This window comes from Chryseobacterium sp. NFX27 (assembly GCF_049887855.1).
Classification (GTDB): Bacteria; Bacteroidota; Bacteroidia; order Flavobacteriales; family Weeksellaceae; genus Chryseobacterium.
In genome coordinates, this window is sequence record NZ_JAGEKK010000017.1 from 42,266 (window position 1) to 55,507 (window position 13,242).

At 36.9% G+C, this 13,242-nt stretch carries 14 protein-coding genes; 4 read left to right on the forward strand and 10 right to left on the reverse strand.

Going from position 1 to position 13,242, the window contains the following annotated elements:
• Positions 1–17 precede the first annotated feature (17 nt).
• From J4Q03_RS16850 to J4Q03_RS16890, 9 genes are all read right to left on the reverse strand, one after another.
• Positions 18–530, reverse strand: coding sequence for a hypothetical protein (locus J4Q03_RS16850; RefSeq protein WP_426049283.1), 513 nt, complete (start codon positions 528–530; stop codon positions 18–20).
• Positions 531–588: 58 nt separating this feature from the next.
• On the reverse strand, positions 589–1,128 hold the full coding sequence (locus tag J4Q03_RS16855; RefSeq protein WP_426049284.1) for a hypothetical protein: 540 nt from the start codon (positions 1,126–1,128) through the stop codon (positions 589–591).
• 5 nt (positions 1,129–1,133) lie between these two features.
• Positions 1,134–2,507: a DUF4153 domain-containing protein gene (locus J4Q03_RS16860; protein WP_426049285.1), complete on the reverse strand. Its 1,374-nt coding sequence runs from the start codon at positions 2,505–2,507 to the stop codon at positions 1,134–1,136.
• A gap of 119 nt (positions 2,508–2,626) precedes the next feature.
• Positions 2,627–3,112 (reverse strand): Coq4 family protein, encoded by a 486-nt coding sequence (locus tag J4Q03_RS16865; RefSeq protein WP_426049286.1) that lies wholly within the window; start codon positions 3,110–3,112, stop codon positions 2,627–2,629.
• 10 nt (positions 3,113–3,122) lie between these two features.
• Positions 3,123–3,416 carry a hypothetical protein gene (locus tag J4Q03_RS16870; protein WP_426049287.1) on the reverse strand — a complete coding sequence of 98 codons (294 nt, stop codon included), beginning with the start codon at positions 3,414–3,416 and terminating at the stop codon, positions 3,123–3,125.
• A 13-nt stretch (positions 3,417–3,429) separates the two neighbouring features.
• The gene (locus tag J4Q03_RS16875) at positions 3,430–4,269 is read right to left on the reverse strand and encodes a metallophosphoesterase (protein ID WP_426049288.1); all 840 of its coding nucleotides are present in this window, start codon (positions 4,267–4,269) and stop codon (positions 3,430–3,432) included.
• Positions 4,270–4,289: 20 nt separating this feature from the next.
• Positions 4,290–4,580 (reverse strand): hypothetical protein, encoded by a 291-nt coding sequence (locus tag J4Q03_RS16880; RefSeq protein WP_426049289.1) that lies wholly within the window; start codon positions 4,578–4,580, stop codon positions 4,290–4,292.
• Between the two features lie 65 nt (positions 4,581–4,645).
• Complete coding sequence (locus tag J4Q03_RS16885) at positions 4,646–4,936, reverse strand: winged helix-turn-helix domain-containing protein (RefSeq protein WP_426049290.1); 291 nt, start codon at positions 4,934–4,936, stop codon at positions 4,646–4,648.
• A gap of 60 nt (positions 4,937–4,996) precedes the next feature.
• On the reverse strand, positions 4,997–5,614 hold the full coding sequence (locus J4Q03_RS16890; RefSeq protein ID WP_426049291.1) for a hypothetical protein: 618 nt from the start codon (positions 5,612–5,614) through the stop codon (positions 4,997–4,999).
• 514 nt (positions 5,615–6,128) lie between these two features.
• Between J4Q03_RS16890 and J4Q03_RS16895 the strand changes: the two genes are divergently transcribed.
• Positions 6,129–9,062 (forward strand): SusC/RagA family TonB-linked outer membrane protein, encoded by a 2,934-nt coding sequence (locus J4Q03_RS16895; protein WP_426049292.1) that lies wholly within the window; start codon positions 6,129–6,131, stop codon positions 9,060–9,062.
• A gap of 10 nt (positions 9,063–9,072) precedes the next feature.
• Positions 9,073–10,581, forward strand: coding sequence for a RagB/SusD family nutrient uptake outer membrane protein (locus J4Q03_RS16900; protein WP_426049293.1), 1,509 nt, complete (start codon positions 9,073–9,075; stop codon positions 10,579–10,581).
• A 146-nt stretch (positions 10,582–10,727) separates the two neighbouring features.
• Here the strand turns inward: J4Q03_RS16900 and J4Q03_RS16905 are convergent, their stop codons facing one another.
• Positions 10,728–11,492, reverse strand: coding sequence for an enoyl-CoA hydratase/isomerase family protein (locus J4Q03_RS16905; RefSeq protein ID WP_426049294.1), 765 nt, complete (start codon positions 11,490–11,492; stop codon positions 10,728–10,730).
• 306 nt (positions 11,493–11,798) lie between these two features.
• On the opposite strand from J4Q03_RS16905, the gene J4Q03_RS16910 reads away from it, so the two are divergent.
• Both J4Q03_RS16910 and J4Q03_RS16915 read left to right on the forward strand, forming a co-directional pair.
• Entirely contained in the window at positions 11,799–12,347 is a 549-nt protein-coding gene (locus tag J4Q03_RS16910) for a phage tail protein (protein ID WP_426049295.1), read from the forward strand.
• A 28-nt stretch (positions 12,348–12,375) separates the two neighbouring features.
• The gene (locus J4Q03_RS16915) at positions 12,376–13,197 is read left to right on the forward strand and encodes a T9SS type A sorting domain-containing protein (RefSeq protein WP_426049296.1); all 822 of its coding nucleotides are present in this window, start codon (positions 12,376–12,378) and stop codon (positions 13,195–13,197) included.
• Positions 13,198–13,242 lie beyond the last annotated feature (45 nt).

The window sequence follows — 13,242 nt, forward strand, 5'->3', positions numbered from 1 at the left end:
TTTATTTGCACAAAAAATTACTGCGCAGGAACGCTATTGAAATTAAGTGCTATTTTAAGCGTCATATCCGAACTTGTCTGATTTTTCAGCTCATATACTGTTCTTACCGTAAGACCGGTGCTTTTTACCACCTCATCCAGATATCCTGTATCATTAAGGTCCAGGTTTAAGCTGGAAGAATCTGTTGTTATATTAGAACGTGATGCTATAAGCTTTTCGCCTGTTCCGTTGGATGACACATAGACTTTCACGGATTTCAGCGCACTCAGATTTCCGCCTGAAGGAGAAGCTACAGAGATTTTGGCATCGGAGATTCTTACATCTTTGATCTTCGCATTATTATTTCCTCCAAACCAGGTCTGTACATTCGTGGCCGTGGCCGTAGATGAGACTTCTTTATTGGCAGGCACTCCCGTAGAAACCAAAACATTGGCTGTATAAGGGAATGTATTCTGAACCAGTGACTGTACAGTTCCACAGCTTATTACTACTGCTGAAACCGCCGCTGTCATTAAAAATATATTTTTCATAATTTTAAACTTTAGTATTGATATTGAGTTTGCAGAAATTATACCAAAATAGTCAATCTTACTCAACACTTACATTAAAACCTCCTTTCGTGTTTCCGGAAGCCATATTACTTTTGCCTATAATCAGCCATACTTCCCCTTCCCCTTTGGTTTCATAGGTAATCTCTCTTCCGAAAGGCCCGTCATAATCTCCGTTTGGAAGTCTGATCTGGTTGAACCTGATATTAAAGTCTTTTTCATTGGTCGAAATTTTTGCTTTAATATTGGGTTTATCATAATGAGTCAGTTTTAAAATCAGCTCCTGACCTTCTTTTGTAAATTCTTCTCCCAATGTGAAAGGAAGCTGTGATGCATCTGCCGTTCTTATGATCTGGCCTTCTTTTTCGCTTCTCATCACGCCTTTGCGCAGTACTTCTTTGGTGACGGGAGCATTGTTAATGATTGAATCTCTTTTTCTAAGGGCAGCAGAATCTTCTTTATCGGTAGAATCCGGCATTTCTGTGACTATAGCAGAGTCCCTGTCCGGGGTTTCTGTTACAGCCGGTTCTTTTTTACATGAAATGATAATCAATGGAATTAACAATAAGGATTTTTTCATAATAATTACTCTTTTAATGTTTCAAAGTAAAGGATCTTTGAAAGGAAAGGTTTGGATTTTTCTTGTTTGGCTTTTTCCAGCACTTTCTTTTTAAGCTGCAGATCATTTTTTTCTACTGCATACTTCAACAGTCCTCTTTCACTGAAGTTGATTTGTTCAAAATGATAGTTTACTGCAAAATCTTTACGTTTCATATTCTGGGAGGTAATAATTCCGCCCCAGTTCACATAACTGCATGCTAAAATTGTTCCATAAAAATACCAGATCATTGTATTGAAGAGGAATACATTTCTTTTTTTCTTCTGAATTTTAATAAAGGTAAGGGCCAGCCCGATGAGTGCCAGCAGGAGAAAAGCAAATACACCCAGTCTTTTGTAAGTCAATCCGTAACTGATAATATATTCGTAGTTTTTCAATGCGGCAGAAAATACAAGAATGGCATTCAGAATGATCCAGATTCTGGCCAGAAGCTTCATCAGCTTCGCTTTAGGATCAAAATTAAATCCGGATTTAAAGTAGAACATGATCACCAATACGGCCATGATAATCGACATAATCACAGCATTGACTCTTTCATGGGTTTCTTCTGAAAGCTGCACGGGAGTTTTTGAAATTTCATAAAACTGCTCATAATTGTAAGTGATAATAAAAAATATGAGTAAAATATTCAGGCAAAAGAAGGAGATGACCCCACTGGTTCTTTCTGCATCCAGATCAAGAAAGGAATACGTTGATTTCTGCACCTTACAATTATCCGGAAAGTCATCATCCAGCAGGCAGTTCTTTTGGTATATCAATCTCTCCACCGCATAGTTCCAGTAATTGAAAGCAATAAAAAAGCCCAAAACGGTAAGGGCCAGTACCTGCCAAATATTAATATCCAACTCATAATCTCTGAAAACAGCCGCAAAGTGATCACTTCCCACAGAATAAATTCCGAAAAATATAGAGATAAACAATAGAGGAATAATGATAAATGCTAAAGTTTTCTGCCATACACCGGAAATATTCTTTTTCGGCAGCCATGAATCAAAGTTGAAAAACCGGAAAATGGAAGTAAAACTGTTGATGATAAATACAGGAATAAGGAAAAGTATTTTCAGCTTTCTGTTTTTTGAACGATAGCCTAATAACAGAAGGGAACTTACAACCGCCAACAGGGACGGAAAGTCTCTGAACCATGCAAAAGCGAAACTTGACAGGATACTTGTAACAAAAAGTATCAGAAAAATTCTTGTCCTGTTTCTTTCAGGAGTTTTGAACAGGGTCAGCACTGCGTAAACGATCCCCAGAATACCGAGATTCAGTCCGATGTCCTGATCGTAAAAGACAATGACAAACAAAGCGGCTGTAAGAAATATATGATGATGTGTTTTCATGATGGAAAATTTAATATTTAAAAATTGAATGATTTAAACCATTAAGAAAGAATAAGATTGCAGGACATTAAGATGAATGAGGTTCAGAAATGTATTTCTTTAATTTTCCCTAGCATTCGTTAATATAATACCGGTGTTTCTTTCTGCTGGATATAATCTTTCAGGTGGTCGAAGTTCTGCCACAACAGGCTTTCAAAGTCCCAGTGATAAAATGGTCTCATGCTCTGCCCTTTTCTGTAGGCTTTCATATATAGTTTCATATATTCCGGAAGAATAAATGTTCCCAATACAATTGCTGCAAGGAGATGGGCATTGAGCTTGCCGTTTCCAAGGAGAAGATACTGCATGGCGATCTCGTCTTCAAATTGGGTTCCGCATCCGGTAATCAGGTGATGCACATCGTGGTTTTCCATTTTGGGAATCATAGAGAACCCATGTTTTTTATAGAATTCACCCAGTTTTCTTCCGAGAGAATCTTCCTGAAACTTCAGCAGCTGTTCTTCATTGAACTGCCATTGTCTTTTTTTCTTTTTAAAATATTTTCTGTAAAGTTTCTGGGTTTTATCATAAACAAAAAGCAGAAATTGAACACGTACTTTTTTCATAAGATTTTTTTTAGATTATATTAGTTCCTATTACAGCATAAAGAATGGCTATAGGAATATTGATCATAAGAATACCTATAGCTCTAAGACATGCGTTAAGTTTAGATTGAATGGCAATTCCATAAATTACTAATCCAATCACAAAGAGTAGATTCAGAAGGGTTCCGAAAATAAAAAGCATATAGCCTCCGACTGCAAAATCTTCGTTTCCTGTTATTAAATAACCAAAAAGGCAGATATTTCCGAGCAGAAAGCATAATCCGAAAATGGATTTTCCAATGTTTATTATTTGATGATCTTTCATCGATATTATATTTTTAAGCTTGAGTTAAAGTAAAGACAGTAATTTCCGGGCGCACCATAAATCTGATCTGAAAAGAATGACCAATAGCCCGGTTGATGTACAGCATTCTTCCGTCCTGAAGATCTATTTCTCCTGATACATATTTCTTATTTTCAACAGGAAGCACCGGAGTGATAACGCCTGGAATCCTGCACTGCCCTCCATGAGTATGTCCGCTTAAGATCCATCCCTGATACCCGTTCCATATATCTCTGTCGCAGGCATCGGGATTATGGCAGAGTATAATATTGGCTTTTGCGGGATCATAATCAGTCATTATTTCCTCCGGATGGAAATTGGGTGACCACAGATCTTCAAATCCTATAAAATTCAGTCCGTGAATTTCTTCACTGCTGTTTTTAAGCATATTGATTCCGAAATCCCTGAGAATCTGACAGATCTTTTCTGAGCAAATAATGTCGTCCCAGTTTTCTCCGTAGTCATGGTTTCCGAGTATTCCAAAAGTTGCCAGCTTTCCGTAGACTGCCTGCCCCATTACTTTTTTTAAATCTTCCTGCTCTTCTATGGTTCCGTGATTCACAAAATCTCCCGTGTAGACTACAAAATCCGGATTAAACTGTTGCGCTTTTTGAAAAGATTCGATCAGAAAATTCCAGTCGAAACGATCCCCGACATGCAGGTCTGATATCTGCATCAGGATTTTTCCTTCCAGGGATTGAGGCAGATTCTTTATGGGCAACTTTCTCTGAACAAATTCTACCCAGAAAGGTTCTACCTGCCACGAATACAGAAAAGGAAATGCGCCCACTGCTGAAAGCTGAAAAAGCCGTTTAAGAAAATGCTTTCTTGTCATCACTTTTGATTCAGTTACAGTTAATTCCCGGCGAAAGGAGTTCCGAAAACGCCTACTGCCAATTCTGCCCAGACAAGAAACAGCAGTATAAGAACGGCCCCGCCTAACAGAATTTTGTGCGTTTTGTTTTTGACAATCCGCTGAATCAAATCGATGATAAAAGCGGTTCCAAAAAGCAGAACAGCACCGATTACAAAATCACCCGGTGACCAGTCGAATTCCTGAGAAAAAATATTCCCCAATAGCGGAATACATAATAAAACTGCGGGTGTAGTGTAAATAAGAATTGTTTTTTGTTTTTGTGTCATCATTTTTTTAATTTTAAATTTATAAAGTACTTTGTATTTCAAAGTTAATTTTCAAAAAAATATAGCTTCTATCTCCCCAATAACTTTTCAAGACCATCCAAATGTTCGTTAAAAGCCTGTCTTCCACTTTGTGTAACACGATAGGAGGTTTTCGGCTTTTTACCAACGAATTCTTTTTTTACCTCGATATATCCAGCTTTCTCCAAAGCATTGCTGTGGCTCGCCAAGTTCCCGTCTGTAATCTCTAAAATCCCTTTCATTTCAGAAAAATCAACCCAGTCGTTTACCATAAGAACGGACATTATACCCAATCTCACACGGCTTTCGAATTCTTTATTGAGCTGATGTATCTTTATCATAATAAGTCGCTAACTGCAGTTTTAGAGAAGCTGTTCCCGGAAAAGCTGCAAATTTAATCTTTATTTATATTTTTTATGCATGATCATACCATACACAATATGTAAAATCCCAAAACCGATGGCCCAAAACACAAGGCCCCACCCTAAGAAGAAAAGAGAAACCAATCCCAGAACAATCTGACAATATCCTAAATATTTAATATCCGTTAAGGTATATCGTTCTGCACTGACCAAAGCAATCCCATAAAATATTAATGTCGCCGGCGCAATCCATACAAATAAATGATGGAAAAGAAGGGCCAGGCAAAATACTCCGCCGGTTACTAAAGGAACGGCAAAAGTTAACAGTAAACGTTTGGTTGTGCCATCCCATATCTTAAGGCCTTTCTTTTTGCTTTTATTCGCTGTGAAAATATATCCGCTGAATATGGCTGCCAGTAAAATTGCAGTTCCTACAATCACCAGCTCTCTGACCAATGCCGGACTAAAGAAATTCCTATCACCATCAAAGTAATCAATTCCCTCCCTTAGAAAAATAAAATAGACGTATCCTGCACCGATCAGTGCAGCCAAACCGGCAAAAACTCCGGACAGCCCACTCAAAGAAATAAATCTGGAAGACCGCTCCATCATGGAACGGATATGTGACAAGTCTTCGTGATAGTTTTTCGAATCCATAAAAAAGAACTTTGAATTACAAAGTTATAATTTATTTTCAATCTGCCAATTATTTTTTTACATTTTAATAATAATTTTTTCACATCAAATTCAATACAATTCTTAAATTTAATAAAATAGGATTGAGCTGTATCTTCAAAAAGCTTATAACCATATGGTAAAAAACTTCTTTCTATTTGGGAGTTGTGAATACTCTCTACTCGCCTCTTCAAATCCAAAAAATCTTAAGTCTTTAGTCAAAAATTCAATTCTTTAACTCAAGGAACTTTATTAGCATATATTATTTTTCGCCAGCAACAATGCATTATAATCTTATTAAAGAGAAAATTATACATTAAAAATAAAATATTTAACTAAAATTATCATACATAACACACAAAAAAACAACATTCGTTAATTATTCAATATAAAAAATATAATAATTAACAAAAATTTAAGATTTTCAATAAAATACCATTGCAGTTTTAAAAAAAAACAACATATTTGTACAAATTATTTATTAAATTTTGTTAATATGAATGTGAAACTAAAAATTCTATCTACTGCAGTAGTCTTTTTTACGGCCCAGGCTGTAATTGCACAGAAAGATTCAACGAAAACTAAAGACATTGATGAAGTAGTAATTGTTGCCTATGGTAAACAGAAAAGAGGGACAATTACCGGATCCAATGTTCAGGTAGATGCAGCAAAAATCGAAAATCGTCCTATTTCCAATGTTTTACAGGCATTGGATGGGGCCGGAGCAGGTATTCAGATTGCTGCAGGTACAGGCCAGCCAGGTGAAGGTTCATCAATAAGAATCAGAGGAACAGGCTCTTATCTTGTTTCAAACGAACCACTTTTAATTGTTGATGGAGTTCCTTTTCCTGGAAATTTAAATTCATTGAATCCTAATGATATCGAGAGTTTAACTGTGTTAAAAGATGCATCATCAACGGCTCTATACGGCTCAAGTGCTGCTAATGGAGTTATTATGGTAACGACTAAGAGAGGTAAAAAAAATTCATCAAGATTTACCCTTAATTCCAATACAGGTATCGTAAATAGATTTGTACAGGAATATGACAGAGTAGGAACAGCAGATTATTATGTACTTGCCTGGGAGGCAATGCGTAACGGCAGAAGGATTACAAATCCTAACGAAACGCTTGCTGCCTCAAACGCATGGGCTAGCACTAATTTAATTTCCGGAAACCTAAGGACCAATGTCTATGATGTGCCACATGCCCAGTTAGTTATTGATGGAATACTTAACCCTTCGGCAAAGCTGCGTTACAATGATTTTGACTGGGCAGATCCTTTAATAGGTGTAGGCATAAGACAGGACCATAGTATCAGTTTTTCAGGTGGAAATGATAAAACTACATTGTTCAGTTCATTAGGCTATACCAATGAACAAGGATATATTGTAAAATCAAGTTTTGAACGTCTTAATTTAAGGATCAATGCAGATTCACAGGTTAGAGACTGGTTTAAAATTGGCACCAGCCTAAATGGTGTTATTACGAGCCAAGGTTTAGCAGTTAATGGAGCAGACAATAATTCTGCTTATATAAATCCTTATGCCTGGACGCGTGGTATGGGACCAATTTATAGCCCATACCAACATGACCCTGTTACGGGAGAGAGACTGTATGATGTAAATGGAGAGGTTCTTTATGATGATGGTTCTTTACGTGGTGTCGATGCTGCCGCAGGTAGAAATGTTATATGGGAAACATTACTAAATGATAATAAAACCAATTCATACAACCTCCAGTCTAATGTATATGCGGAGTTTAAACTTTTACCAGAATTGATGTTCCGAACCAATGCAGCGTATAATTTTAGAGGAACATTAAACAAAACATATGGGAACAGACTCATAGGTGATGCTTTGGGAATTGGTGATGCATCCAGAACAATGTATATGACAAGAGATTTTACCTGGAACCAGGTATTAACTTATAATAAAAAATTAGGAGGACATGATGTAACTGTTCTTGCAGGACATGAAAATTTTGATTATAAGCAAGATTACTTATATGGTTATAAACGAAATCAGGTACTGGATAATTTCTACGAATTCGGAAACTTTGTAGATAACAATACCCTTAATTCATATCTTAGAGAAAGAACTAAAGAAAGCTGGTTTACAAGATTGAACTATAATTACAATGAAAAGTATCTTTTAGAGGGCTCAGTAAGATGGGATGGTTCTTCCCGTTTTGCCACAGATGTAAGATGGCAATCATTTTGGTCAGCAGGTGCCGGATGGGTAATTTCAAAAGAAAATTTTCTTCAGGATAACAACTTCGTCAATTTCTTAAAACTAAGAGGGTCTTACGGAGAAGTAGGTAACGACGCTTTAGATACGAATTATGCTTATCAAACCTTATTTTCTTTAGGCTACAACAATGGTACAGAACCAGGAATTTTGCTTACTACTGTAGGTGATCCATTAATTACCTGGGAAACTAAAGCGCAATCTGATATTGCTTTAGAATTTGAATTATTTAATAAAAGAGTGCGTGGTACTGTAGAGTATTATAATTCTGAAACAAAAGGATTGCTTTTTCCATTTCAAACTCCTATAAATGCAGGTATTCCTGGTAATAGTATTGACAGAAATGTAGGCAATCTGGTAAATAAAGGATATGAAATCACTTTAAGCGCAGATATTATTAAAAATCAAAACCTGAAATGGACTGTATCAGCCTATGGAACTTCATATAAAAATGAGATTACCGCCCTGTCGCAAAACGAATTTATCAGTGGTACTAAAAAGCTGATGGTAGGTAAGGATTTATACGCCTTCTGGTTGAGATCATGGTATGGAGTGGATCCTTCTGATGGATCGCCACTATTTGTTTTGGATCAGGATTTATTTACTGATACTACAACAGCAGATATTAGAACTGTAAACGGAGTTTTGGTTACAACTAACCAGAACAAAGCAAAATATGAATATCACGGATCGGCAATTCCTGATTTCTTTGGAAATTTTTCAACTACGTTTAATTTCAAAAACTGGGAACTTTCCGCATCCTTTAATTATCAGTTTGGGGGGAAAATATATGATACTAATTATGCAGGTTTAATGGATGCGTTTCCACAGGGCGGAGCATCACATACTGATATTTATAACCGATGGACTACTCCCGGGCAGATCACTGATGTACCTGCTCTAAACTCCTCAACAGTGGCTGCTTCAAATGCTGCTTCATCAAGATGGCTGGTGGATGCCAGTTATCTACTGTTGAGAAATGCTTCAATAGGATATAGCTTTAATCCTGATATTGTGAAAAGCGTAGGAGTAAGCAGTTTAAAATTGTTCGTGAGTGGAGAAAACCTTTGGGTTGCCAGCAAGAGAAAAGGCTTGGAGCCCTACTCTACATTTAACGGTACTGTAAGTAACAGATATTCACCTTCCAGAATTATTACTTTCGGTTTAAGTACAACTTTCTAAAATTATCAAAATGAAATTTATTACAAATAAAACACTTTTAATTTCCGGTCTTTCCATATTAAGTATTTTATCATCCTGTGAAAGAGATGATCTGGAGAAAGATCCAACAGAAGCAGCGAGTGAACTTTTAGTAACCTCAAGTTTAGATAACTTAAATATAGCCATTAATGGGATGCATAGAAATATGTACTACAGACAAAACAGCAGCCAGGGGCAGAATGGTGCTACCGGAGTAATGATTTATATGGATGTAATGGGAGAGGACTTGGTTTTTCCTACTACAGGTAACGGATGGTTTGTAACCACTCTACGATGGCTGGATAATGCTAATGCCACTTCTGCAAATTTATTTTATCCATACGATTTTTTCTATGGACAGATAAGAATTGCAAACATTATCATAAAGGCAGCTCCTAATGTTACAGGAGACCAGGCACTAAAGGACAAGGTAATGGGCGAAGCTCATGCTTTCAGGGCATATTGCTATTTTATGCTTGCCCAAATCTATGCAAAAAGATATGTAGAGGGAACAACGAATTCGCAACCCGGAGTACCACTTAGGCTGGATGATTCTTTCAATCCTATTCCAAGAGCATCTTTAGAAGAGGTTTATACTTCAATAAATTCAGATTTGGCACAGGCTTACACTTATTTAAACGGTAAAACAAGGTCGGATAAATCTCACTTCAACGCGAATGTTGTAAGAGGTCTAATGGCAAGGGTGGCTTTAGTACAAGGGAAATATGCTAACGCAGCTCTATATGCAAAAGAAGCAAGACAGGGGTTTGCACTAATGAACAATACTCAGTATAAATCAGGCTTCAATAGTTATTCTAATTCAGAATGGGTTTGGGGCTACAAACCAATTGATGCCACAACCGACTTTTTTGGAAATTTTATGGGTTATATGTCCAGAAATTATAATTCAACACAAATTAGACAGGCTCCTAAAGTTGTCAATAATTTATTATATGCGCAGTTTCCGGCCACTGATGTGAGAACACAGGTTATTGATCCTACCGGATTACATCCTACACTTCCATTACCTTCTACCTACAGCAAATTTACTTATACTTCGCAAAAATTTCTTTCTGTAAATGCATCAGGAGCAGTTGATAATAATTCAAGCTTAGGTGACATCCCATTTATGAGAGCTGCAGAGATGTATCTTATAGAGGCCGAAGCACTAGCAAAAGACAATAAAGAGGCAGACTCTAAAATTGTATTTAATGAGTTTACAAAAAATAGAAACCCTGCATATGCTGGTGCTACAACTACAGGTCAGGCTTATATTACTGAAATTTTAAACAGCAGAAGATTAGAACTTTGGGGAGAAGGCTTCAGATTTCTTGATTTGAAAAGATTAAATCTTCCTTTAAACAGGACTGGTGCAAATCATGTGTCTGCTGTTACTAATAATTTAATGACTGTTCCTGCCGGAGATAAGCGATGGACATGGTTGATTCCTCAGGCAGAGATCAATGCATCTCAAAATTTAGTACAACAAAACGAACTTTAATTCAACATTCATATTAACTTCAGAGAATCCGTTTCGTAATTGAAGCGGATCTCTTTTTGATTAAAAATCGAATTTCATCATCAAATTTTAATAAAATAAAGGTTACCCTTCTGGGTAACCTTTTCTCTTTTTATGTTAAGCAAAACTTATTTTGCTCTCAATCTTTCTTTAATAGATTCAATATTTTTCTTAGCAGAATCTTCAAGAATTAAGCTTGCGCTCATGTGGATTCTTGCCGGCATCAGTTCATTGAAATAATCCGTTCCTTCCCAGGAAACTTTTTTAATCAAAGCTAATGCATCACTGCTTCTGGAAGCCAGTGTCTGCATGAACTTATCTAATTTAGAATCCATTTCTTCAATATTTTCGGATACAGAATGATAAATATTGTGCTGTTCTGCCCATTCTGCCGATCTGAAATCTGCATCAATAGCCATTGCAGAGAACTGGGATTTTCCTATTTTTCTTTCCACGTAAGGTCCGATCACGAAAGGCCCTATTCCTAAATTGATTTCTGTAAGTGCTAATGCCGAATCTTTAGTAGCAAAACAATAATCTGCTCCGCAAGCGATCCCTACGCCCCCACCTGTTGTTTTTCCCTGAACTCTTACCACGACAATTTTCCCGCAGTTTTTCATCGCATTCAGAACTTTGGCAAAACCACCGAAAAATTTTGTAGATGCTTCCAGTTCTTCAATAGCTAAAAGCTCATCGAAACTTGCTCCTGCACAGAACGCTTTTTCACCTTCACTTTTTATTAAAATAGCTTTTACTTCTTCTTTAGCTCCTTCATCCAGGATGGTCTGAGCCAATTTTTCTAAAATGGCACCCGGAAGCGAATTGCTTTTTGGGGTTCCGAAGGTAATTTCGGCGATATTATTTTTAATTTCTGATCTTACGAATTCGTTCATTTTTTATTTTAATTGGATTATTACAAAAATACTAAATACCGATCTTCCTGAGCAAATTATAGGGCATAAATTACGTATTAAACAACTCCATAGAATATCTGTTCCTTTTGCCTCATATATTCTCTATTCATAAGAAAATACGAACTCCCATTACGTATAAATACGGACTCCCCAATTTGGTATTTTCTACTCTAGTACTGCCTTCTTATATATTGTTCCTTTGGCTTAATAAAACCAACAACCACAGGCGGAATCCGAAAAGCCAAAAGAGAGTAGGAAAATTTAACAACTGAAAAAACTATTATCATGGAAGAATACATGGGAATTGTAAAACTATTTGCTGGAAATTTTGCTCCTAGGGGTTGGATGTTCTGTGACGGAAGCTTATTAAAAATCTCAACTAATTCTGCATTATTTTCAATTTTGGGAACCATTTATGGTGGTGATGGAGTCAATACTTTCGCTCTTCCAAATCTAAAAGGAAGAATGGCCATCGGTGCCGGAAGTGTGAACAGTAATGAATATTACCCTCTAGGAGTAGTGGCAGGAACTGCACAAAATACGATCATGGCACAAAATCTTCCAAGCATTGGGTCTGGCTTTCAGCTGAAAGTGGCGAACGCCAATGCAACCTTGCCTGCTCCATCTGTTAACACTTCCATTGCGATTACAGGAAACCAAATAGGAAGAGATTTTACGGCGATTCCAAGCTTTGTACAGGCTGATCCTGATACCGCCCTTAATGCAAGATCGATCTCTTACATCGGGCAGAATCTTCCGATGAATAATATGCCGCCTTATTTAGGGCTTAATTACATCATTTGTGTAGAGGGAATTTATCCTCCACGTGATTAAAAAAAACAACTTATTTAAAACCTAAATCATGAAAAGATCTATTTTTTTAACCATCTGTAGTCTGTTCATAACTTTCTTTTCTTTTGGACAGACCAGTACAGAGCAATTTGAAACGGAATCTCACGGAAGTCCGAGTTTTACCGATAATGGAGTGATATTCAATGTCATTTCTCATGTAGGAATTTTTGACATTCAGGCTAACTACCCGGCTACAGGCTGGAATGGAACATCCGTTGACAACAGGTATATCGACAACTCCAACGATACTGCATCGCCACCGTCTTTCAGCATTAAAACCACATCGAATCTGTTTAAGGTCAACCGGTTCTGGATGTATCTGTCTGCTCTTAACTTAGATTTGGCAGTACAGGGAACGTTAACTGTTACAGGAAAGCTGAACGGGGTAACTAAGTTTACCCAGACAAAAACTACAGGTTTTGCTACTTCCATGACCCCTACGAACGGATATACCCTTATTGATCTTACCAATTTAAACGGCCAGAATTACTCAAATATCGTTATTGATGAGCTAAGAATTACGCTAGGCGGAAACTACAGATATGCAGGATTCGATGCTTTCACCTGGGTAAAAGACATTGGTACTGTATTGGCAACGAGTGAAACTGTTTCTTCACAAAAAGGTATGAGGATTTATCCTAACCCTACCAGCGGACCTCTTTCTATTAAAACGGAAGACAATACACAGGCTGAAATTTACAGTCAGGACGGGAAACTGCTGAAAAATTTTGAAATGAAGAAGGGAATCAATCAGGCAGATATCTCGGAACTTCCAAATGGTGTTTACATTTTCAAAACTTCATCCGGATCTTCGAAAATCATCAAAAAGTAAAATTACAAAAGTGTTTTGTACCGCGAAAAGATTCTAATGCATAAA